Below are 21,302 nucleotides of genomic sequence, written 5' to 3' on the forward strand. Positions count from 1 at the left end.
CGATGGACATCGCCTATCTCTTCGACTGGCTCAACCTGCTGCTGCGCTGGGCCCATGTCATCACCGCCGTCGCCTGGATCGGCGCGTCGTTCTACTTCGTGATGCTGGACAACAGCCTCTCGCCGCCCACCCATGACGACCTGAAGAAGAAGGGCGTCGACGGCGAGATGTGGGCGGTGCACGGCGGCGGCTTCTACCACTCGAACAAGTACATGGTGGCGCCGCGCTGGCTGCCGCTGCCCGACAAGCTGCACTGGTCCTACTGGGAGAGCTATTCCACCTGGCTGACCGGCTTCGGGCTGTTCACCACGCTCTATCTCTACAACGCCGGCACCTTCCTGGTCGACAAGACGGTGTTCGACTGGAGCCCGGGCGCGGCCATCGGCGCGGCGCTGGGTTTCCTGGCGGCGTTCTGGCTGATCTACGACGGCATCTGCCGCACGCTCGGCCAGCGCAAGAACGGCGACATCGTCGTCGGCCTCTGCGTCTTCGTCTTCGTGGTGTTCGCGTCCTGGCTGGCCTGCCAGCTCTTCGCGGGGCGGGCGGCCTTCCTGCTGGTCGGCGCGATGCTGGCCACCGCGATGAGCGCCAACGTCTTCTTCTGGATCATTCCCGGCCAGCGCAAGGTGGTGGCCTCGCTGCGCGCCGGCCAGACACCCGACCCGGTCCACGGCAAGCGGGGCAAGCAGCGCAGCGTGCACAACACCTATTTCACGCTGCCGGTGCTGATCGCGATGATCTCCAACCACTACGGCTGGCTCTACCAGGGTCCGAACAACTGGCTGGTGCTGGTGCTGCTGATGCTGGCCGGCGCGCTGATCCGCCACAGCTTCGTCGCGCGCCACAAGGCCCATGTGCTGGGCAAGCGCACGCCCTGGGAACACGCGGTCGCCGGCACGCTGGTGCTGCTGGGTCTGGCGATCTGGCTGGCCCCGCCGCCGCCGAGCGCTGCCGCGCAGGCCGCTGCCGCCAAGCCGGTCACCTTCGCCGAGGTCAAGGCGGTCATCGACCAGCGCTGCACGATGTGCCACAACGCGCAGGTGCAGAGCAAGAACGTCGCGCTGCACACGCCGGAGCTGATCCAGCAGCACGCGCAGGCGGTCTTCCAGCAGGCCTCGGTGCTCAAGCTGATGCCGATGAACAACGCCACGCAGATCACCGAGGCCGAGCGCGCGCTGCTGGGGCGCTGGTTCGAGGCGGGCGCGCCCACGGCGCCCTGAACCGCCATGCCTGACCACTACCAGGTCCTGGGTCTGGCGCGCCACGCCGAAGCCGCCGTCGTCAAGGCGGCCTATCGGGCGCTGGTGTCGCTCTACCACCCAGACCGCAACCCGGCCCCGGACGCGATCGAGCGGATCCAGCGCATCAACATCGCCCACGATGTGCTCTCGGATCCGGCCCGCCGGCTCGCCTATGACGCCACGCTGGCCGACGCGACGCCCCCGCCCGCGGCGGACACGGACGACGGCGCCGACACGATCGCCGAACGCTGGAAGATCGCCTCGAACTTCTTCCCGGAGATCGGCCGGCACCATGCCCGGCTGGAACGGCTGTCGGCGCACCTGGCCGACGAGTTCCAGCGGCACCTGCTCCAGCGCCAGCAGTACGCCGACGCGGCAGCGATCGCCGATCGTCTGCGCATCGAGTTTCTCGGCCGCCACTTCGGCACCGACGAAGCCGTGCTCGCCTATGCGGAGCAGCTGCTGCTGGCGCGGGAGGTCGAGGCGGTGCGCTTCGTCAGCCAGATCGTCTCGGTGCTCGGGCGCAGCGTCGACGCCGACAGCGTGCGCGAGAAGGTCTCGCAGCGCTTTCCCCGCACCGTCGACAGCCTGCGCAAGCGCGCCCTGTACGCCCGCATCGCGCACCAGGGCGACGGCGCGCCCGACCGGCAGGCCCTCCACGACCTGGTGAGCCTGTGCGACGGCGTCGTTCAGCGACCGCTGCTGCGCGCCGGCGGCACGCTGCTGCTCGGCATGCACGATCTGAAGTTCGAGAACGACGAAGAGCTGCGCCAGCTCGTCGTGCGTCGTCTGGCCGCCGAATTCGGTTGAAGGCGCCCCATGGACAACATGGGGTGCCAAGCCCATGTCGAGCGCGTGCGCTGGAGACGATGTCCAATGCCAGCCTCGTCCCCGCCACCGAATGCCCCGAGACGCCATGACCTTCGCCGACCCCGCCGCGCTGCTGCGCCAGCTCTTCGATGCCGCCGTGGCCAGCGCGCAGCCCGCGCTGTGCGTGCCGCCGCACCTGCCCGATCCGGCCCGCGTGCGCGGCCGGCTGATCGTCATCGGTGCCGGCAAGGCCTCGGCAGCGATGGCGCAGGCGGTGGAAAACCACTGGCCGGGGCCGCTGGCCGGGCTGGTCGTCACCCGCTACGGCTACGGCGCGCCCTGCGAGCGCATCGAGATCGTCGAGGCCGCGCATCCGGTGCCCGACGCTGCCGGCCTGGCCGCGGCGCAGCGGCTGCTCGCGCTGCCCGAGACGCTCGCCATCACCGCCGACGATCTGGTGCTGTGCCTGATCTCGGGCGGCGGCTCGGCGCTGCTGCCGCTGCCGGCGGGCGCGCTCACGCTGGAGGACAAGCAGGCGATCAACCGCGCGCTGCTGGCCTCGGGCGCGACCATCTCGGAGATGAACACCGTGCGCCGGCACCTGTCGGCGATCAAGGGCGGACGGCTGGCCGCGGCCTTCCATCCGGCGCGCATGCTCACGCTGCTGCTGTCGGACGTGCCCGGCGACGCCCCCGTCGACATCGCCTCCGGCCCGACGGTGGCCGACCCGAGCACCTGCGCCGACGCGCTCGAGATCGTCGCCCGCCACCGCATCGCGCTGCCCGAGGCGGCGCGGCAGTTGCTTGAATCAGGCGCGGGCGAATCGGTCAAGCCGGGCGACCCGCGCCTGGCGGCCAACGAGGTGCGCATGATCGCCGCGCCACAGATGGCGCTGGAGGCCGCAGCCCGCGTGGCCGAGGCCGCCGGCCTGCCGGCCCACATCCTCGGCGACGCGATCGAGGGCGAGGCGCGCGAGGTCGGCCGGGTGCTGGCCGGGCTGGCGCAGCAGGTCGCCGGGCGCGGCCAGCCCTTCGCGGCGCCGTGCGTGCTGCTGTCGGGCGGCGAGACCACGGTGACGGTGCGCGGCCCGGGCCGCGGCGGTCGCAATGTGGAATGCCTGCTCGGCTTCGGCGTGGCGCTGGGCGAGCACCCGCGCATTCACGCGCTGATGGCCGACACCGACGGCGTCGACGGCCGCGAGGAGATCGCCGGCGCGCTGTGGACGCCGGGCACGATCGCACGCGCCGCGGCCGCCGGCCTGAAGCCCCGCGCGCACCTCGACGACAACGACGGCCACGGCTTCTTCCAGGCACTCGGCCAGTCGCTCGTCACCGGCCCGACCCGCACGAACGTGAACGATTTCCGGGCGGTTCTGGTGATCTGAGCGGCGCTGCCCCCGGTTGGCGCATCGAACATGACTTTGGTCATGTCGTTACCCGCTCGCCACATCCCGATCTGAAAATGAATCTACTCTCCCGGCAGGGCCTCGCGCCTCGCCAAAGTCGCAGGCTGTCACGCGGCCGGCATGTCTTTTTCGGGAGAGTCAGATGAACCGTCCACCCTTCGCACGCCAGGCCCTTGCGCTGGCACTGGCCACCACCACCCTGGGCGCCGCAGCCCAGACCACGCCCGCAGCCCAGCTCGAAAAGTCGCAGGTGCTCGCCGGCGGCAATGTCGTCACCGCCTACCGCGTGCCGGTGGTCAGCAGCACCGGCGCGGTCAAGTACTACGACATGTCCTTCGTGCTGGGCGTCAGCACTGCCGGCGTGCCGAGCTTCTCGAAGTTCACCACGGCGGTCTCGCCGACCACGCAGGGCATCAACTTCGTCGCCGGCACCTACAAGGCCAGCGACGGCAAGACCTGCCAAGTCTCGACATCGATGCTGACGGGCGGCCGCCAGCAAGTCACCATCAGCTGCAACAACAAGGAAGCATCAGACCCCTTGAGTCTCAGTCTCAGCACCGGACTGCTTGCGGGTCACCCGTTTCAGGTCGATCTGACCAAAGCCAATATCGGCAACATCACCGGGTACGCTCAGTACGCCTGGGGCAAGGTGCTCTACGCCTATTGGGGTTGGAACTGGGGATGCCTGCACAACAGCGACATCGTCAGCGCGGTGCAGGCGGGGAACCAGATCTCGATCGGTGGCTATGACCTCGGGAATGTGCAGATCTGCGGCTCCATCCTGACTCGGCAGTGATGTAAGCGCCACCGGCTCGGCAAGCCATACCAGATCGAGTCAAGTCCCGCCCTGAAAGCGCCGAAATCGGCAGTCATGTCGATTGACCGCCCTTGGGCCGGAGAACACACCATGACCCGATCGAATCCCGTGCTGCCACGCCTGCTGCCTGTGCTGCTGGGCGCCTTGCTGATCAGTGGCACCGCTCAGGCGGGCGAGGCCGCCTCCGCGCCTGCGCATGTCTCGCCCGCCAAGGCAGCAGCCAAGGCGGCTGCGCAGGCAGCGGCCCAGAAGGAAGCAGCCAAGCCTGAGGCTGCACCCGCCAAGGAAGCCCCGGCGGCCGCCGCAGCCGCGCCGGCGCGTGTCAGCGACGAGGAGCTGCGCCAGCGGCTGGAGGCCCGCATCGCCGCAGTCCGTGCCGCCCAGACCGAGCCCAAGCCGGCTGCGCGCAAGCCGGCGCATGTGCGCAAGGTCGCCGCGCCGGCCGCCGCACTCGGTGCCACGGCGGTGGCCGCCCATGCCGCCGCAGGCCACGGAGCCGGCCATGCCGCACCGCACTGGTCCTACGGCGGCGACGGCGGCCCGGCCGAGTGGGGCAAGCTGCAGTCCGAGTTCTCGCTGTGCGGCAGCGGCAAGCGCCAGAGCCCGATCGACATCCGCGGCGGCGTCAAGGTCGATCTCGAACCGATCCGCTTCGACTACCGGCCCACCGGCTTCAACGTGATCGACAACGGCCACACGGTGCAGGCCAATCTCGGCAGCGGCAACACCATCGAGGTCGGTGGCAGGCGCTACGAGCTGGTGCAGTTCCACTTCCATCGGCCGTCGGAGGAGCGCATCAACGGCCGCCAGTTCGAGATGGTCGCCCACCTGGTGCACAAGGATCCGGAAGGCCGCCTGGCGGTGGTGGCGGTGCTGATGGACCAGGGCAAGCAGCATCCGATGGTCCAGCTGGTCTGGAACAGCCTGCCGCTGGAGAAGAAGGAAGAGACGATGTCGCCGGTGCCGATCGACATGAACCTGATGCTGCCGGAGGACCGCCGCTACTACACCTACATGGGCTCGCTGACCACGCCGCCGTGCAGCGAGGGCGTGCTGTGGCTGGTGCTCAAGCAGCCGGCGCAGCTGTCGGCCGAACAGCTGGCGGTGTTCGCCAAGCTCTATCCGATGAACGCGCGCCCGATCCAGCAGGCCAGCGGCCGCATGATCAAGGAATCGAACTGAGCGGTCCCGCCGCTCTGGCTTGACCCGGTCGGACCCGCGACGGTGCCGAGGCTGATAGGCTCGGCACCGTCGTTCGTTTCCAGAGACCGCATTCCATCATGTTCACCGGCATCGTCCAGGCCGTCGCCACCGTGGCGGCCCTCTCCGACCGCCCCGGTCTGCGCAGCTTCACGCTGCAGTTCCCGCCCGGCTTTCTCGCCGGCCAGGAGATCGGCGCCAGCGTCGCCTGCGACGGCACCTGCCTGACCGTCGTCCGGCACCATGACGGCGACCGCGCCGACTTCGACGTGATGCAGCAGAGCCTGGCGCTCACGACGCTGGGCACGCTGCAGGTCGGCAGCCGCCTCAATGTCGAACGCGCCGCACGCGACGGCGTCGAGATCGGCGGCCACCCGCTCTCCGGCCACATCGACTTCCAGGCCACGCTGGTCGAGGTTCGCCACCCCGAGAACAACCATGTGCTGCGCATCCAGGTGCCGCCGCAGTGGATGCGCTACATCTTCCCGAAGGGCTACATCGCCATCAACGGCGCCAGCCTGACCATCGCCGAGGTCGACCGCGCGGCCGGCTGCTTCGAGGTCTGGCTGATCCCGGAGACGCTGCGCCAGACCACCTTCGGCGACAAGCGGCCCGGCGACGCGCTCAACATCGAGATCGAGCGCCAGACCCAGGTGATGGTCGACACCGTGCGCGCGGCGGTCGACGAGCGGCTGGGCAGCATGCTGCCGGCGCTGAAGGCACTGCTGCGCGAGCGCGGCGTGGAGATCGACGCATGAACACCCCGATGGACAACACCCCGAAGACCGTCCCGTCCGACGCGCAGGCCGTCGCCGACACCGTCGAGTGGCTGGAGAAGGCCGTCATCGGCCTGAACCTGTGTCCCTTCGCCAAGGCGGTGCATGTCAAGCAGCAGATCCGCTACCAGGTCAGCCACGCCACCGACGCCGAGGGCCTGCTGCAGGAGCTGGTGAGCGAGCTGGAGCTGCTGGCCGAGACCTCGCCCGAGAAGATCGAGACGACGCTGCTGATCCATCCGCAGGCCCTGACCGACTTCATGGACTTCAACGACTTTCTCGAAGTCGCCGATGCGGCGGTGGAGGCGCTGCAGCTCGACGGCATCCTGCAGGTCGCCAGCTTCCACCCCGACTACCAATTCGACGAGACGCACGCCGACGACATCGAGAACTTCAGCAACCGTTCGCCCTGGCCGACGCTGCACCTGATCCGCGAGGCCAGCATCGACGCGGCGGTCGAGGCCTTCCCCGACGCAGCCGACATCTACGAGCGCAACATCGAGACGCTGCAGCGGCTCGGCCACGCCGGCTGGAAGAAGCTGTTCACCGCCTGATACCATTACGTTCCACGCGAATCGGGGCCCGCACCCGTGAAAGCATCATGGTGCTGACGTGCCCTGTTCTTTCATTTGTGACATGAATCAAGCTGCTGCAGCCTGTTTTCCTGTTGTGATCTGGCGGAAAAGCCCCGCCTTTCATCGGGCTTCACATCCGAGATTCAAGGCGATGATGTGAATTGTCGACAGAACTGACGGCAATCCTCGCTATGCTCGGGCTTGTCGGCAGTCGAAGAATCGGGCTATTCGCAGGCTCGTCGCGTGAGCCTGAAGGTCGGTCCAGCACCGGCCACATCTGAAAAATCAGGACACGACCCCATCGGGGGCACCCGATTCACAGCAGCTGGCGTGCTCGCTAGACTGCGCCCACTTTTCGATCACCCGATCGGAAGCCCACGCAACTCAGGCAAGGAGACCCCCCAGATGAATGCACGGACTGTCCGCTCTGTCGCTCTTCACACGACGCTCTGCACGCTGCTGATGAGCGGTGCAGGCCTGACGATGGCGGCCCCGGAACCGGCCGCGAGCGATGAAGGGGATCGTCCTGCGCTGCTGTCGGTCTCCACGCTGACCAGCACCACCACCGCAGCGGTCGCCGCCGTGGCCGAGGCGGCCTCCGCGCCGGTCAGCGCCGCGGTCAGTGCAGTCAGCGCCGTCACCACGGCCATCGCCGAGCCGGTGCAGCGCATCCGCAGCGCCGCAGCCACCACCACCGCCCGGGTCACCGGCCAGCCTCACCAGACCGGTGCGGCCTCCTACTACGCCGACAAGTTCCACGGCCGCAAGACCGCCAGCGGCGAGACCTTCGACAACGGCGAGCTGACGATGGCGCACCGCACGCTGCCGCTGGGCACGCTGGTGAAGGTGACCAATCTGGCCAACAACACCAGCGTGGTGGTGCGGGTCAACGACCGCGGTCCTTACGCTGGCGGCCGCGTCGCCGACCTGTCGCGGGCCGCGGCCGAAAAGCTCAAGATGATCCAGCGCGGCATCGTCGACGTGGCGCTGCACATCGTGCCGCCAGGCACGGCCGACAAGGACGGCAGCCCCAAGCGCGGCAGCAACTGAGGCCGGATCAAGAAGCGCAGCGCGCCCGCAACGCCCGTCCGGCGCGCGAGCCGTTCGGCCGGCCCAGCTCGGCGCAGATCCATTCGCCGCAGGCGGCCAGCGCCTCCAGATCAACGCCAGTGGACTCGCCCAGGCCGTGCAGCAGCCAGACCAGGTCCTCGGTCGCCACATTGCCGGTGGCGCCCTTCGCGTAGGGACAGCCGCCCAGGCCGGCCACCGAGCTGTCGAACACCCGCACGCCCTGGCGCCAGGCCTCGGCCACGTTGGCCACGCCCATGCCCCAGGTGTCGTGGAAATGGCCGGCCAGACGCGCCGCCGGCACCTGTTCGCCCACCGTGCCGATCAGGCGCTGCACGCCCGCCGGCGTGCCGATGCCGATGGTGTCGCCCAGCGAGACCTCGAAGCAGCCCATCTGCAGCAGCTCGCGCGCGATCGTGGCCACCGCCTCGGGCGCGACCTCGCCCTGGTAGGGGCAGCCGAGCACGCAGGAGATGTAGCCGCGCACCCGCACGCCGGCGGTCTGCGCCGCCGCCAGGATGGGCTCGAAGCGCGCGATCGACTCGGCCACCGTGCAGTTGATGTTCTTCTGCGAGAAGGCCTCGGAAGCCGCGGCGAAGACCGCGACCTCGCGGGCGCCGGCCGCCAGCGCCGCCTCGAAGCCCTTGAGGTTGGGCGTCAGCACGGGGTAGTTCACGCCGGGAAACTCGGCCGCCGAGGGCAGCCCGGCCATCACCTCGGCATGGTCGGCCATCTGCGGCACCCATTTCGGCGAGACGAAGGCGGTGGCCTCGATGTCCTTCAGGCCGGCGGCGGCAAGGCGGCGGATCAGCGCGAGCTTGGTCGCGGTCGCAATGGCCTGGCGCTCGTTCTGCAGGCCGTCGCGCGGGCCGACCTCGACCAGGCGCACCGTCGGGGCCGCGGGAGATGCAGGGGGCGCAGGAGGGCGGGAAGACATGCTCATGGCGCCCATCATGCCGCAGCGCCCGTGCCTGCGGCCTCGGCCGCCTCCGCGGCGAAGTTCACCAGCTCGGCGCCGTCGCTCACCTGATCGCCGACGGCGAAGCGGAAGGCCTGCAGCCGGCCGCGTGCCGGCGCGGTCAGCGTGTGCTCCATCTTCATCGCCTCCATCACCAGCAGCGGCGTGCCGGCCTCGACCACCGTGCCCGGCGTGGCCAGCAGCGCGATGACCTTGCCCGGCATCGGCGCCTTCAGGCCGCCGCCGTGCTCGTCGCCGCGCCCGCCGGCCTGCAGCCGCGCCACCCGCACCACCGGCCAGGTGCGGCCGTCGAGAAAGACCTGGCGGCGCTCGGCGCTGACCACCACCGCCGCCTGCACCCGGCGCTCGCCCAGCCGCGCCGCCAGCGTGCCGTCGGGGCCGAGCCGACCGCTGGCCTGCAGCCGCGTGCCGCCGATCGACAGCCACCAGCCGCCCGCCGCATCGGGCTGCGCGCCGACCGTCAGCGTCTGCTCGCCGCAGCGCAGCGCGAGGCGGCGCTCGGGCGCGAGGTTGAGCCGCCAGCCGTCGGCCACGCTCCACGGCGAGGCGGCGTCGCCGGCCGCGGCCTCGGCGGCCTCGCGCTGCAGCTCGGCCAGCGCCGCCAGCGCCCAGACCTCGTCGGGCACCGGCTGCGGCGCCGGGAACAGCAGCGCCTGCTCGCGCTCGATCAGCGCGGTGTCGAGATCGGCCTGCGCAAAGGCGGGCGTGGCCACCAGGCGCTGCAGGAACTCGACATTGCTCGTCACGCCGGCGATGCGGTACTGCGCCAGGGCCGCGCGCAGGCGCGCCAGCGCCCGCGGGCGGTCGCGGTCGTGCACGATCAGCTTGGCGATCATCGGGTCGTAGTGCGGGGTGATCTCGTCGCCCTGCTCCACCCCGGTGTCGACGCGCACATGCGGGCCCTCCAACGGCGGCGCCAGGTGCAGCAGCCGCCCGGTCGACGGCAGGAAGCCCTTGTCCGCATCCTCGGCATAGACACGGGCCTCGATCGCGTGGCCGTCGATCGCCAGCGCGTCCTGCGTCAGCGGCAGCGGCTCGCCGGCGGCCACCCGCAGCTGCCACTCGACCAGATCGAGCCCGGTGATCATCTCGGTGACCGGGTGCTCGACCTGCAGCCGGGTGTTCATCTCCATGAAGTAGAAGGCGCCGTCGGGCTGGACGATGAATTCCACCGTGCCGGCGCCGACATAGCCGACCGCCCGTGCGGCATCGACCGCCGCGCGGCCCATCGCGGCGCGGCGCTCCGGCGTCATGCCGGGCGCGGGCGCCTCCTCCAGCACCTTCTGGTGGCGGCGCTGCACCGAGCAGTCGCGCTCGAAGAGAAACACGCAGCCGCCCAGGGTGTCGCCGAAGACCTGGATCTCGATGTGGCGCGGACGCAGCACATACTTCTCGACCAGCACATGCGAGTCGCCGAAGGCGTTCAGCGCCTCGCGCTGGCAGGAGGCCAGCGCGGCGGCGAAGTCCTCCGGGCGGTCGACCCGGCGCATGCCCTTGCCGCCGCCGCCGGCGCTGGCCTTGATCAGCACCGGATAGCCGATCTCGGCGGCGCGCTCGGCCAGGAAGTCCGGCTCCTGGCGATCGCCGTGGTAGCCGGGCGTCAGCGGCACGCCGGCCTCGGCCATCAGCGCCTTGGCGGCCGACTTGCTGCCCATCGCGCGGATCGCACTGGCCGGCGGGCCGATGAAGACCATGCCGGCGGCGGCGCAGGCCTCGGCGAAGTCCTCGTTCTCGGACAGGAAGCCGTAGCCGGGGTGGATCGCCTGCGCGCCGGTGGCGCGGGCCGCCTCCAGGATGCGGTCGCCGCGCAGATAGCTCTCGCGCGCGGCGGCCGCACCGATGCAGACCGCCTCGTCGGCCAGCCGCACATGGCGCGCGTTCGCGTCAGCCTCGGAATGCACCGCCACCGTGGCGATGCCCAGGCGCCGCGCGGTGCGGATGACCCGGCAGGCGATCTCGCCGCGGTTGGCGATCAGGATCTTCGTGAACATGGCTCAGGCTCCGGAATCGGGGGATGACGGCAGCGTCCAGGCCGCCGGCCGCTTGTCCAGGAAGGCGGCCAGCCCTTCGCGGGCCTCGTCGGTGGCGCGCAGCGTGGCGATGCGCCGCGCGGTGTCCTCGACCAGCGCATCGGTGATCGGCCGGTTGGCGACGGCGCGGATCAGGTCGGTCGCCGCGGCCTGCGCCTGCGGGCCGCCGGTCAGCAGCGCCTCGATCAGCGCCTCGATCTGGGGGTCGAGCCCGTCGTCAGTCGTCACCTCATGCACCAGCCCCAGCTCGCGGGCCCGCGCGGCCGGGATGCGCTCGGCGGTCTGGAAATAGCGGTAGGCCTGGCGCTCGCCGATCGCGCGGATCACATAGGGACTGATCGCCGACGGAATGATGCCGAAGCGCACCTCGGAGGTCGCGAACACCGCCCGCTCGGCGGCGACGCAGAGGTCGCAGGCGGCCGCCAGCCCCATGCCGCCGCCGAGCGCGGCGCCCTGCACCCGGGCGAGCGTCGGCGTCACGCAGGTCGACAGCGTGCGGAACAGCCCGGCGAGCCGGCGCGCGTCGGCGAGGTTGTCCTCGACCGAGGCCTCGCCCTGGCGGCGCATCCAGTTCAGGTCGGCGCCGGCCGAGAAGCTGCGGCCCTCGCCGGCCAGCACGATGGCGCGCACCGCCGGGTCGGCGTCGAGCTGGCGCAGCGTGTCGGTCAGCTCGGCGATCAGCGTCTCGTCGAAGGCGTTGTGCACCGCAGGCCGGGCCATCCAGATCCAGGCCGCCGGGCCGCGGCGCTCGATGCGCAGCGTCGCCAGGGATGTCGTCGTGGAGATCGTCATCGGTCCGTCCCCCTCACATGCGGAACACGCCGAACTTCGTCGGCGCCACCGGCGCGTTCAGCGCCGCCGACAGCGACAGCGCCAGCACCCGGCGGGTCTGCGCCGGATCGACCAGCCCGTCGTCCCAGAGCCGCGCGGTGGCGTAGTACGGGTGGCCCTGGGCCTCGTACTGCGCGCGGATCGGCGCCTTGAACGCCGCCTCGTCGTCGGCCGACCAGGCACCGCCCCGGGCCTCGATGCCGTCGCGCCGCACGGTGGCCAGCACGCTGGCGGCCTGCTCGCCGCCCATCACGCTGATGCGCGAGTTCGGCCACATCCACAGGAAGCGCGGGCTGTAGGCACGGCCGCACATGCCGTAGTTGCCGGCGCCGAAGCTGCCGCCGATCAGCATCGTCACCTTGGGCACCTGCGCGGTGGCCACCGCGGTCACCATCTTGGCGCCGTCCTTGGCGATGCCGCCGCTCTCGTATTTCTGGCCGACCATGAAGCCGGTGATGTTCTGCAGGAAGACGAGCGGAATGCCGCGCTGCGCACACAGCTCGATGAAGTGCGCGCCTTTCTGCGCCGACTCGCCGAACAGGATGCCGTTGTTGGCGATCAGGCCAACCGGCATGCCGTGCAGATGCGCGAAGCCGGTCACCAGCGTCGCGCCATAGCGCGCCTTGAACTCGTCGAAGCGCGAGCCGTCGACGACACGCGCGATCACCTCGCGCACGTCCCAGGGCTTGCGGGTGTCCAGCGGCACGATGCCGTGGATCTCCTCAGGATCGTAGAGCGGCGCCTCCACAGCAGCGAGCCGGAGCGGATCGGGCTTCCTGCGGTTCAGGTTCGCGACGATGCGCCGGCACAGGAACAGCGCATGACTGTCGTTCTCGGCCAGGTGGTCGGCCACGCCCGAGAGGCGGGTGTGCACGTCACCGCCGCCCAGGTCCTCGGCCGAGACCACCTCGCCGGTGGCGGCCTTCACCAGCGGCGGGCCGCCCAGGAAGATGGTGCCCTGCTCGCGCACGATGATGGTCTCGTCGCTCATCGCCGGCACATAGGCGCCGCCGGCGGTGCACGAGCCCATCACCACCGCGATCTGCGGGATGCCCATCGCCGACATCGTCGCCTGGTTGTAGAAGATGCGGCCGAAGTGGTCGCGGTCCGGGAAGACCTCGTCCTGCAGCGGCAGGAAGGCGCCGCCGGAGTCGACCAGATAGATGCACGGCAGATGGTTCTGCAGCGCGATCTCCTGGGCGCGCAGGTGCTTCTTGACCGTCACGGGATAGTAGGTGCCGCCCTTGACGGTGGCGTCGTTGGCGACGATCAGGCACTCCACGCCCTCGACTCGGCCGACGCCGGCGATCATGCCGGCCGAGGGCGCCTCGTCGCCGTACATCCCGAAGGCGGCCATCTGGCCGATCTCCAGGAAGGGCGTGCCCGGGTCGAGCAGGTGGTCGATGCGCTCGCGCGGCAGCAGCTTGCCGCGGGCAACATGCTTGGCCCGTGCGGCCTCGCCGCCGCCGAGCGCCACCTGCGCCGCCTTCGCGCGCAGGTCCTCGACCAGCGCACGCATCTGCGCCGCGTTGGCCCGGAAGTCTTCCGAGCGCGGATTGATCTTGCTCTGCAGCACCTGCATGGCGGCGTCCTCAGCAGGTCTCGCTGAACAGCTCGCGGCCGATCAGCATGCGACGGATCTCGGAGGTGCCGGCGCCGATCTCGTAGAGCTTGGCGTCGCGCCACAGGCGGCCGGTCGGGTACTCATTGGTATAGCCGACGCCGCCGAGGGCCTGGATCGCCTCGCCGGCCATCCAGGTCGCCTTCTCGGCGGTGTAGAGGATCACGCCGGCGGCGTCCTTGCGCAGGGTGCGGCTGTGGTCGCCGCGATCGCAGGCCTGCGCCACCGCGTAGCCGTAGGCGCGGCAGGCCTGGAAGGTCGAGTACATGTCGGCCAGCTTGCCCTGCATCAGCTGGAACTCGCCGATCGACTGGCCGAACTGCTTGCGCTCGTGGACAAACGGCACGACCACATCCAGGCACGCCGCCATGATCCCCAGCGGCCCGCCCGACAGCACGATGCGCTCGTAGTCCAGGCCCGACATCAGCACCTTGGCGCCGTTGCCCTCGCCGCCGAGCACGTTTTCTTCCGGCACCTCGCAGTTGTCGAAGAACAGCGGCCAGGTGTTGGAGCCGCGCATGCCGAGCTTGTCGAGATGGTGGCCGTGGCTGAAGCCCGCAAAGCCCTTCTCGATGATGAAGGCGGTCATGCCACGCGCGCCCATCTCCGGCTCGGTCTTGGCGTAGACCACCAGCGTGTCGGCGTCGCCGCCGTTGGTGATCCACATCTTCGAGCCGTTGAGCACATAGCGGTCGCCCCGCTTCTCGGCACGCAGCTTCATGCTGACCACATCCGAGCCGGCGCCGGGCTCGCTCATCGCCAGCGCGCCGATGTGCTCGCCGCTGATGAGGCGGGGCAGGTATTTCTGCTTCTGCGCCTCGGTGCCGTTGCGCTTGATCTGGTTGATGCAGAGGTTGGAATGCGCGCCGTAGCTCAGGCCCACCGAGGCGCTGGCGCGGCTGATCTCCTCCATCGCCACCATGTGCGCCACATAGCCGAGGTTGGTGCCGCCGTACGCCTCGGGCACCGTCAGGCCGTTGACGCCGAGGTCGCCGAGCTTTTTCCACAGCGCATGCGGGAAGAGGTTGTCGCGGTCGATGTCGGCCGCACGCGGCGCGATCTCGTTCTGCGCGAAGTCGCGCACCGCCTCGCGCAGCGCGGCGATGTCGTCGCCGAGGGGGAACTGGAAGGTGGATTCGAACATGGGGGGCCTCTGGCGTGGATCCCCGCCTGCGCGGGGATGACGGAAAGCGGGGGGAAAAACGGGGGAAAAGGCGGCTCGGACCGCTCAGGCGGTCCGGTCCTCGTCGCGCGCCAGCTCCTCGGCCATCGCGCGGCGCATCATGAATTTCTGCACCTTGCCGGTGATCGTCATCGGCATCTCGGTGACGAAGCGGATGTGGCGCGGGATCTTGTAGTGGGCGATCTGGTCGCGGCAGAAGGCCTGGATCTCCTCGGCGGTCGCCGTCTCGCCGGGGCGCAGCATGATCCAGGCGCAGACCTCCTCGCCGTACTTCTGATTCGGCACGCCGAAGACCTGCACCGACTGCACCTTCGGGTGGCGGAACAGGAATTCCTCGATCTCGCGCGGATAGATGTTCTCGCCGCCGCGGATCAGCATGTCCTTCACCCGGCCGACGATGTTGCAGTAGCCCTCGGCGTCGATGGTGGCCAGGTCGCCGGTGCGCATCCAGCCGCCCTCGACCACCGCCTCGCGCGTGCGGGCCTCGTCGCCCCAGTAGCCCTGCATCACCAGATAGCCGCGGGTCCACAGCTCGCCCGGCGTGCCGACCGGCACGGTGCGGCCGTCGGCGTCGACCACCCGGGCCTCGACATGCGGCTGCACCCGGCCGACCGTGGTGACGCGGCGCTCCAGCGGGTCGTCGGTGCTGCTCTGGAAGGAGACCGGGCTGGTCTCGGTCATGCCGTAGGCGATGGTGATCTCGCGCAGGTTCATGCGCGCGACCACCTTCTTCATCGTCTCGATCGGGCACGGCGAGCCGGCCATGATGCCGGTGCGCAGGCGCGACAGATCGAAGGACTCGAACTCGGGATGGTCCAGCTCGGCAATGAACATCGTCGGCACGCCGTGCAGCGCGGTGCAGCGCTCCTCGGACACCGCCGCCAGCGTGGCGCCGGCATCGAAGACCTCGCCCGGGAACACCATCGTCGCGCCGCTGGCCACGCAGGCCAGCACCGCCAGCACCATGCCGAAGCAGTGGTACAGCGGCACCGGAATGCACAGCCGGTCGGCCTCGCTGAAGCGCATTGCCGCGGCCACCGCGATCGCGTTGTTGACGATGTTGTGGTGCGTCAGCGTCGCGCCCTTGGGGTGGCCGGTGGTGCCGCTGGTGAACTGGATGTTGATCGGGTCATGGCAGCCCAGGCCGGCCGAGATCGCGTCGAGCGCGGCCCGGTCGACCTCGTCCGCGGGCACGAGCACGTCGGCGTAGCGGCGCATGCCCGGCGTCTCGCCCTCGCCGAGCCGGATCACGCATTGCAGCGCCGGCAGCCGCGGCGCGACCTCGGCCAGCATCGCCAGGTAGTCGGCGCCACGCAGCCGCTCGGCGGCGATCACCGCGCGGCAGCCGGCCAGCCGCAGCGCGTATTCCAGCTCCGCCAGCCGGTAGGCCGGGTTGATGTTGACCAGGATGAGACCCAGCCGCGCGGTGGCGAACTGCGTGACCAGCCACTCGGCCCGGTTGGGCGACCAGATGCCGACGCGGTCGCCGGCCACCAGGCCCAGCCGGCGCAGGCCGTCGGCGAGCCGGTCGATCTCGAGCACGAACTGCACCCAGCTCCAGCGCAGGCCCTGCTCGCGCAGCACCACCGCGTCGCGCTGCGGCCAGCGCGCGACGGTGGCCGCCAGCAGCGCCGGCAAGGTCAGCGCGGACAGCGGCCGGGAACACTCGCCCTGCACATGGGACAGGCCGTCGACCGGGACGATGCCGAAAGAACCGGACGAATCAGACAAACCAGACATGAGGCGCCACTCCTTGCTGAGCCTTGCCGATAAGTATTGAGCTTCACTCATTTTCATTCTGCACCATGTCGATGGCTTTGCACCGAGGGTGAACCCGGGTTGCAGCCTGCGCCAAGGCGTCAAGAATTGAGCAAGGCTCATCTTTCAGGGCCTGTCGACCCTTCCGCTGCCGGACAATGCCGCCCATGAGCACCCGCACCGCCCTCCCCCCCGACGACGCCGGCGGCCCGGCCCGATCGCCGCAGCGCCGCAGCCCGGCCAGCGCCAAGTCCGAGCAGCGCATCCGCGACCTGCTGCGCGTCGGCCGCGAGGTCTTCGCCGAGAAGGGCTACGAGCGCGCCACCACCACCGAGATCGCGCAGCGCCTGGGCATCAGCGAAGCCACCGTCTTCACCTACTTCCGCGGCAAGCGCGAGCTGTGCGTGCGGGTCATCGAGGACTGGTACGACGAGATCGTCGCGGCGATGGAGGCCGGCCTGCCGCGCGAGGCCTCGGCGCGCGAGCAGCTCGACCATCTGGTGCGCACGCATCTGCGCCTGTTCCTGATCCAGGGCACCGGGCTGTGCGCGCTGGTGCTCTCCGAGGGCCGCTCCAAGGGCCAGGAACTCGGCGAGAGCTTCCTGCCGCTGCAGAAGCGCTACACCGCGCCGCTGATGGAGCTGCTCGCGCGCGGCCAGGCGCGCGGCGAGATCCGCGCCGACATGCCGCTGCGGCTGCTGCGCTCGCTGGTGCTCGGGCCGATGGAGCACATCCTGTGGGAGGTGGTCGCGCAGGACCGCCCGGTCGACCTCGACGCGATCGCGCAGGATCTGGTCGAGATGCTGTGGTCGGCGCTGCGGGCGCCCGGCACCGAGCTGGCGGCGCTGCGCCGGCTGCGCGACGAGGTCGACCAGGCGCTGCGCCACAGCCGCTCGGCTTGATCCAGCGCTACGTGGAACCCACGACAGACGGGCGGACTTCGGCTTCTAGACTGGTGAAAACCCTGTCAAGGTAAACCCGAAGAAAGACCCCGATGACAAGCACTCCGGCCGCGGCAGCCCAAACGCCGTTCTATCGATCTCTCTATGTCCAGGTGCTGGCCGCGATCGCGATCGGCATCGCGCTGGGCCACTTTGCGCCCGCGCTGGGCGAGCAGATGAAGCCGCTGGGCGACGGCTTCATCAAGCTGATCAAGATGATCATCGCGCCGATCATCTTCTGCACCGTCGTGCTGGGCATCGCCGGCATGGACGACATGAAGAAGGTCGGCCGCACCGGCGGCCTGGCGCTGCTCTATTTCGAGATCGTCTCGACGGTGGCGCTGATCATCGGCCTGGTGATCGTCAACCTGGTGCAGCCGGGCGCCGGCATGCATGTCGACCCCAGCTCGCTCGACACCAAGGGCATCGCCGCCTATGTCGAGCCGGGCAAGATGAAGGGCACGGTCGACTTCCTGCTCGCGATCATTCCGTCGAGCGTGGTGGATGCCTTCGCCAAGGGCGACATCCTGCAGGTGCTGCTGTTCTCGGTGATGTTCGGCTTCGGGCTGCAGAAGTTCGGCGGCCGGCGCAACATCGTCTTCACCTTCATCGACAAGTTTTCGCACGTCCTGTTCGCGATCGTCGGCATCATCATGAAGGTCGCCCCGATCGGCGCCTTCGGCGCGATGGCCTTCACCATCGGCAAGTACGGCGTGGGATCGCTGATGCAGCTCGCGCAGCTGATGGCCACCTTCTACGCCACCTGCCTGATCTTCGTGCTGGTGGTGCTGGGTGGCATCGCCAAGGCGCACGGCTTCTCGATCACCGCCTTCATCCGCTACATCAAGGAAGAGCTGCTGATCGTGCTGGGCACCTCCTCGTCGGAGTCGGTGCTGCCGCGCATCATGAAGAAGCTCGAACACGCCGGCGCCGAGAAGTCGGTCGTCGGCCTGGTGGTGCCCACCGGCTACTCCTTCAACCTGGACGGCACCTCGATCTACCTGACGATGGCCGCGGTCTTCATCGCCCAGGCCACCGACACGCCGATGACGCTGACGCAGCAGATCACGCTGCTGGGCGTGCTGCTGCTGACCTCCAAGGGCGCGGCCGGCGTGACCGGCTCGGGCTTCATCGTGCTGGCGGCGACGCTGTCGGCGGTGGGCGGCGTGCCGGTGGCCGGTCTGGCGCTGATCCTGGGCATCGACCGCTTCATGTCGGAAGCCCGTGCGCTGACCAACCTGATCGGCAACGGCGTGGCCACCCTGGTCGTGGCCAAGTGGTGCGGCCAGCTCGACAGCCATCAGATGAATGCGGCGCTGAACGGCCAGTCGCCGATGCCGGCCGAAGAGACCCTGACCCACGCGATCGACGCCGCGCTGCCGCACGGCGACGACACGCATGCGCCGGCTCAGCCCGGCACCGCCGCGCGCTGATCCTCCACGACGGCGCCCGCCGCCGGCCGCTGCCGGGCACGCTCGCGGCCGTCCAGCGCCGACTGCAGCGCCCAGCCCGCCAGCAGGCTGAGCGCCCAGGCCAGCACCAGCCCGAGCGCATGCACTTGCGGCGCATCCGGCCACAGGCGGCCGATCAGCGCGCCGACCAGCAGCAGCACCGGGTAGTGCAGCAGGAACACGGTGTAGGAGAGGTGCGAGAGCGCGGCCACCGGCCGCGCCAGCCAGGCCGGCAGGCGCAGATCCAGCGGCACCAGCAGCGCCAGCACCAGCGCGCTGGTGCCAGCCAGCAGGATGCGCACCCGCCAGTCCAGCCACAGCGCCAGTCCGGTCAGCGTCAGGATGGCCAGCAGCCAGCCGATGCGCGAGACCGGTCGCCGGGCGCTCACCGCCCAGTGCGCCAGCATGCCCAGGCCGTAGGCGCCGACGAAGTAGATCGCCCAGACATCCAGATCAGGCTCGCGGTTGAACAGCAGCAGCGACAGCGTGACGCCGGCCAGCAGCAGCAGCGCCGTCAGCGCCGACCGCGCCGGGCGGGCGATGCCGCGCCGCAGGCCGCACAGCAGCGCCACCAGCGCAAAGAGCTGCAGGTCGATCGCGACATACCAGACCCCGGCCGAGAGCGCCTCCAGACCCGCCACATCCTGGACCATCAGCAGATGGGCCAGCACCTGCAGCAGCGTCGGCGCCTCGGGAATCGTCGGGTGATCGATCAGACCGCGCGCGACCCAGGCCGCGAACATCGCAGCCAGCAGGGCCACCCAGGCCGGCTCGGCCAGACGCAGGAAGCGCCGGCCGATCGCGGCGGCCACCCCGGTGGCACGCGGCTCGGCTGCCGGATGCGGCAGCATCGAGCGCGCCGCCAGGAAACCCGCCATCACCAGGAAGACCTGCACCGCCAGCCGGCCCTGCTCGACCAGCCAGTCCCGCAGCGCCGGCGCCAGCGACTCGGCCACCTCGCACATCGGTCCGTACAGCGCCAGGTGATGCCAGACGATCAGCTGCGAGGCCAGCGCCTTGCCCAGATCGACCAGCGGCAGCGCCTGGGATCGTGAAGCTTGTGAAGCTCGTGAAGAAAAAGACGGAATATCCGTGGAGACGTGAATTGACATCGCCGGATCGTACCCGGCGAACCTTTCAAGATCTTCACCGTACCAGGCGACGCCCCGGACGGAAGGTCGGCTGGCGGCGCAGGCCGGCGCTCAGGCTCCAGCGGGCCCGGCCATGGCGGGCCCGCCGGGACGGGCGGTCGCTCTCGGCGAAGGTGATGCGCCAGACGTTCGGCCGAACCATGACCACCGGCGGCGTGTCCGGGTGGGCGTGGTGCTTCGGCGCGGCGAGGAAAGACATGCTGACTCCTGTAGCCGATCCGAACAAGTTGCCAACGAGGCGATGCAGCTTATTTCAGATTCGGCATCGCCAGTCTGATCGGAGCCGGATCGCTTCGCTACGGCCTCAGCCCCCCCGAACACGGGCATGTCCGACAAGATCCGTGAAGATGGCGCAGGTTGGTGCGTGTAGAAGCCACAACCCCCGCAACATGGCGCCCACCGCCCCTTGCCGGACAGGGGCGACTCTCCAGAATGAAGTCCATCGAGCCGACAACACGGCCAGCCACCTGACTTCGTCCCGCCATGATCCGCACCTGTAACAAGCGCCTGTCCCTGCCCGCCATCACCACCGCGCTGCTGGCCGCACTGCTGGCCGGCTGTGGCGGCGGCTCGGACGATGGCGGCTCGGCCGCCAGCACCACCTCCAGCGTCAGCGCCGGCACCGGCAGCACCGCCCAGACCGCATCGGCGATCGCGGCGAGCGAACGCTGCGGCATCGACGGCTACCAGAGCGCGATGCTGGCCGAGATCAACCGCCGGCGCGCCAGCGCACAGAGCTGCGGCAGCCGCGGCAGCTTCCCGGCTGCGGGCGCGCTGAGCTGGAACAATCAGCTGTTCGCCGCGGCGGCCGGGCATGCGAAGGACATGGTCGCCAAGGGCTTCTTCAGCCACACCGGCTCCAGCGGCAGCAGCGTGGCCGACCGGGTCAGTGCAGCGGGCTACGCCTGGTCGACGGTGGCCGAGAACATCGCCGCCGGCCAGCCCGGCATCACCCGGGTGGTCGACGCCTGGATGAACAGCGACGGCCACTGCGCCAACCTGATGAACGCGACGGTGCGGGATGTCGCAGTCGCCTGCGTGGTCAACACCGCCAACCAGTCGAACTACTGGGTGATGAACCTGGCCAAGGCCCGCTGACGGCCGAGCCCGCGCTCCCGGCTCACTCCTCGCGCAGGCTGATCTCGAAGTTCACCTGCACCTCGTCGGCCCCGCTGGCCTGGCATTTCATGCGCCTCGCCGCGCTGACCGCCAGCCGGTGGTATTCACGCGGCCCGGACAGCACGCTGGCCTCCACCACCTGACCGCCGCGCACCAGCATGCGCACCTTCACCACGCCAGTGATGCCGTAGCGGTCGAAGGCACCGGCCATCGTGTCCTGGATGATCTGCGCATAGCCCGGGCAGGCCAGGCCGACCTCGGCGCGCACCGGCGCGGCCGGCGCTGCCGGAGCCGCGACAGGCGCCGGTGCGGCGGGCGCAGGCGGTGCCGGCGGAGCGGGTGGCAC

The 21,302-nt window shown here is 70.0% G+C and carries 20 protein-coding genes; 11 read left to right on the forward strand and 9 right to left on the reverse strand.

Going from position 1 to position 21,302, the window contains the following annotated elements; genetic code table 11:
• The first annotated feature begins 2 nt into the window (after positions 1-2).
• From HZU84_RS14330 to HZU84_RS21000, 8 genes are all read left to right on the forward strand, one after another.
• Positions 3-1,220: a urate hydroxylase PuuD gene (locus HZU84_RS14330; protein WP_149503744.1), complete on the forward strand. Its 1,218-nt coding sequence runs from the start codon at positions 3-5 to the stop codon at positions 1,218-1,220.
• A 6-nt stretch (positions 1,221-1,226) separates the two neighbouring features.
• A complete protein-coding gene (locus HZU84_RS14335) occupies positions 1,227-2,051 on the forward strand; it encodes a J domain-containing protein (RefSeq protein WP_149503745.1) in 825 nt (274 codons plus the stop codon).
• 106 nt (positions 2,052-2,157) lie between these two features.
• Complete coding sequence (locus tag HZU84_RS14340) at positions 2,158-3,435, forward strand: glycerate kinase type-2 family protein (RefSeq protein WP_149503746.1); 1,278 nt, start codon at positions 2,158-2,160, stop codon at positions 3,433-3,435.
• 163 nt (positions 3,436-3,598) lie between these two features.
• Positions 3,599-4,252, forward strand: a complete 654-nt coding sequence (locus HZU84_RS14345) for a hypothetical protein (RefSeq protein WP_149503747.1) — start codon at positions 3,599-3,601, stop codon at positions 4,250-4,252.
• Positions 4,253-4,363: 111 nt separating this feature from the next.
• Positions 4,364-5,455 carry a carbonic anhydrase gene (locus HZU84_RS14350; RefSeq protein WP_149503748.1) on the forward strand — a complete coding sequence of 364 codons (1,092 nt, stop codon included), beginning with the start codon at positions 4,364-4,366 and terminating at the stop codon, positions 5,453-5,455.
• Positions 5,456-5,553: 98 nt separating this feature from the next.
• Positions 5,554-6,231, forward strand: coding sequence for a riboflavin synthase subunit alpha (locus HZU84_RS14355; protein WP_149503749.1), 678 nt, complete (start codon positions 5,554-5,556; stop codon positions 6,229-6,231).
• Complete coding sequence (locus tag HZU84_RS14360; protein ID WP_149503750.1) at positions 6,228-6,803, forward strand: DUF1415 domain-containing protein; 576 nt, start codon at positions 6,228-6,230, stop codon at positions 6,801-6,803. Before HZU84_RS14355 ends, HZU84_RS14360 begins: the two co-directional genes overlap by 4 nt.
• A gap of 426 nt (positions 6,804-7,229) precedes the next feature.
• Entirely contained in the window at positions 7,230-7,874 is a 645-nt protein-coding gene (locus HZU84_RS21000) for a septal ring lytic transglycosylase RlpA family protein (RefSeq protein ID WP_276528770.1), read from the forward strand.
• Between the two features lie 7 nt (positions 7,875-7,881).
• Here HZU84_RS21000 and HZU84_RS14370 read toward each other — a convergent pair whose 3' ends face one another.
• From HZU84_RS14370 to HZU84_RS14395, 6 genes are all read right to left on the reverse strand, one after another.
• A complete protein-coding gene (locus HZU84_RS14370) occupies positions 7,882-8,835 on the reverse strand; it encodes a hydroxymethylglutaryl-CoA lyase (RefSeq protein ID WP_276528771.1) in 954 nt (317 codons plus the stop codon).
• A gap of 8 nt (positions 8,836-8,843) precedes the next feature.
• Complete coding sequence (locus HZU84_RS14375) at positions 8,844-10,862, reverse strand: acetyl/propionyl/methylcrotonyl-CoA carboxylase subunit alpha (protein WP_149503751.1); 2,019 nt, start codon at positions 10,860-10,862, stop codon at positions 8,844-8,846.
• Between the two features lie 3 nt (positions 10,863-10,865).
• Positions 10,866-11,693, reverse strand: a complete 828-nt coding sequence (locus tag HZU84_RS14380; protein ID WP_149503752.1) for an enoyl-CoA hydratase/isomerase family protein — start codon at positions 11,691-11,693, stop codon at positions 10,866-10,868.
• Between the two features lie 13 nt (positions 11,694-11,706).
• Positions 11,707-13,314, reverse strand: a complete 1,608-nt coding sequence (locus tag HZU84_RS14385) for a carboxyl transferase domain-containing protein (RefSeq protein WP_149503753.1) — start codon at positions 13,312-13,314, stop codon at positions 11,707-11,709.
• A gap of 10 nt (positions 13,315-13,324) precedes the next feature.
• The gene (locus tag HZU84_RS14390) at positions 13,325-14,497 is read right to left on the reverse strand and encodes an isovaleryl-CoA dehydrogenase (RefSeq protein ID WP_149503754.1); all 1,173 of its coding nucleotides are present in this window, start codon (positions 14,495-14,497) and stop codon (positions 13,325-13,327) included.
• 84 nt (positions 14,498-14,581) lie between these two features.
• Positions 14,582-16,276 (reverse strand): AMP-binding protein, encoded by a 1,695-nt coding sequence (locus HZU84_RS14395; RefSeq protein ID WP_149503755.1) that lies wholly within the window; start codon positions 16,274-16,276, stop codon positions 14,582-14,584.
• A 185-nt stretch (positions 16,277-16,461) separates the two neighbouring features.
• Between HZU84_RS14395 and HZU84_RS14400 the strand changes: the two genes are divergently transcribed.
• Positions 16,462-17,196: a TetR/AcrR family transcriptional regulator gene (locus HZU84_RS14400; protein WP_149503756.1), complete on the forward strand. Its 735-nt coding sequence runs from the start codon at positions 16,462-16,464 to the stop codon at positions 17,194-17,196.
• 92 nt (positions 17,197-17,288) lie between these two features.
• The gene (locus tag HZU84_RS14405; RefSeq protein WP_149503757.1) at positions 17,289-18,668 is read left to right on the forward strand and encodes a dicarboxylate/amino acid:cation symporter; all 1,380 of its coding nucleotides are present in this window, start codon (positions 17,289-17,291) and stop codon (positions 18,666-18,668) included.
• Here HZU84_RS14405 and HZU84_RS14410 read toward each other — a convergent pair.
• A complete protein-coding gene (locus HZU84_RS14410) occupies positions 18,644-19,798 on the reverse strand; it encodes an acyltransferase family protein (protein ID WP_149503758.1) in 1,155 nt (384 codons plus the stop codon). The genes HZU84_RS14405 and HZU84_RS14410 overlap by 25 nt on opposite strands.
• 34 nt (positions 19,799-19,832) lie before the next feature.
• Complete coding sequence (locus HZU84_RS14415) at positions 19,833-20,036, reverse strand: hypothetical protein (RefSeq protein ID WP_149503759.1); 204 nt, start codon at positions 20,034-20,036, stop codon at positions 19,833-19,835.
• A gap of 284 nt (positions 20,037-20,320) precedes the next feature.
• Between HZU84_RS14415 and HZU84_RS14420 the strand changes: the two genes are divergently transcribed.
• Positions 20,321-20,935, forward strand: coding sequence for a CAP domain-containing protein (locus tag HZU84_RS14420; RefSeq protein ID WP_149503760.1), 615 nt, complete (start codon positions 20,321-20,323; stop codon positions 20,933-20,935).
• Positions 20,936-20,957: 22 nt separating this feature from the next.
• Here the strand turns inward: HZU84_RS14420 and HZU84_RS14425 are convergent.
• Positions 20,958-21,302, reverse strand: a 345-nt coding sequence (locus tag HZU84_RS14425; RefSeq protein ID WP_257644614.1) for an energy transducer TonB, incomplete at its 5' end; no start/stop codon positions are given.

It is taken from the genome of Sphaerotilus sulfidivorans (assembly GCF_013426975.1).
Taxonomy (GTDB): domain Bacteria; phylum Pseudomonadota; class Gammaproteobacteria; order Burkholderiales; family Burkholderiaceae_C; genus Sphaerotilus; species Sphaerotilus sulfidivorans.

What these genes read in the sequence shown, in the direction of transcription:
- HZU84_RS14330 (WP_149503744.1), top strand. Translation starts at nt 3, where the DNA reads ATGGACATCGCCTATCTCTTCGACTGGCTCAACCTGCTGCTGCGCTGG.
- HZU84_RS14335 (WP_149503745.1), top strand. Translation starts at nt 1,227, where the DNA reads ATGCCTGACCACTACCAGGTCCTGGGTCTGGCGCGCCACGCCGAAGCC.
- HZU84_RS14340 (WP_149503746.1), top strand. Translation starts at nt 2,158, where the DNA reads ATGACCTTCGCCGACCCCGCCGCGCTGCTGCGCCAGCTCTTCGATGCC.
- HZU84_RS14345 (WP_149503747.1), top strand. Translation starts at nt 3,599, where the DNA reads ATGAACCGTCCACCCTTCGCACGCCAGGCCCTTGCGCTGGCACTGGCC.
- HZU84_RS14350 (WP_149503748.1), top strand. Translation starts at nt 4,364, where the DNA reads ATGACCCGATCGAATCCCGTGCTGCCACGCCTGCTGCCTGTGCTGCTG.
- HZU84_RS14355 (WP_149503749.1), top strand. Translation starts at nt 5,554, where the DNA reads ATGTTCACCGGCATCGTCCAGGCCGTCGCCACCGTGGCGGCCCTCTCC.
- HZU84_RS14360 (WP_149503750.1), top strand. Translation starts at nt 6,228, where the DNA reads ATGAACACCCCGATGGACAACACCCCGAAGACCGTCCCGTCCGACGCG.
- HZU84_RS21000 (WP_276528770.1), top strand. Translation starts at nt 7,230, where the DNA reads ATGAATGCACGGACTGTCCGCTCTGTCGCTCTTCACACGACGCTCTGC.
- HZU84_RS14370 (WP_276528771.1), bottom strand. Translation starts at nt 8,835, where the DNA reads ATGAGCATGTCTTCCCGCCCTCCTGCGCCCCCTGCATCTCCCGCGGCC.
- HZU84_RS14375 (WP_149503751.1), bottom strand. Translation starts at nt 10,862, where the DNA reads ATGTTCACGAAGATCCTGATCGCCAACCGCGGCGAGATCGCCTGCCGG.
- HZU84_RS14380 (WP_149503752.1), bottom strand. Translation starts at nt 11,693, where the DNA reads ATGACGATCTCCACGACGACATCCCTGGCGACGCTGCGCATCGAGCGC.
- HZU84_RS14385 (WP_149503753.1), bottom strand. Translation starts at nt 13,314, where the DNA reads ATGCAGGTGCTGCAGAGCAAGATCAATCCGCGCTCGGAAGACTTCCGG.
- HZU84_RS14390 (WP_149503754.1), bottom strand. Translation starts at nt 14,497, where the DNA reads ATGTTCGAATCCACCTTCCAGTTCCCCCTCGGCGACGACATCGCCGCG.
- HZU84_RS14395 (WP_149503755.1), bottom strand. Translation starts at nt 16,276, where the DNA reads ATGTCTGGTTTGTCTGATTCGTCCGGTTCTTTCGGCATCGTCCCGGTC.
- HZU84_RS14400 (WP_149503756.1), top strand. Translation starts at nt 16,462, where the DNA reads ATGAGCACCCGCACCGCCCTCCCCCCCGACGACGCCGGCGGCCCGGCC.
- HZU84_RS14405 (WP_149503757.1), top strand. Translation starts at nt 17,289, where the DNA reads ATGACAAGCACTCCGGCCGCGGCAGCCCAAACGCCGTTCTATCGATCT.
- HZU84_RS14410 (WP_149503758.1), bottom strand. Translation starts at nt 19,798, where the DNA reads ATGTCAATTCACGTCTCCACGGATATTCCGTCTTTTTCTTCACGAGCT.
- HZU84_RS14415 (WP_149503759.1), bottom strand. Translation starts at nt 20,036, where the DNA reads ATGTCTTTCCTCGCCGCGCCGAAGCACCACGCCCACCCGGACACGCCG.
- HZU84_RS14420 (WP_149503760.1), top strand. Translation starts at nt 20,321, where the DNA reads ATGATCCGCACCTGTAACAAGCGCCTGTCCCTGCCCGCCATCACCACC.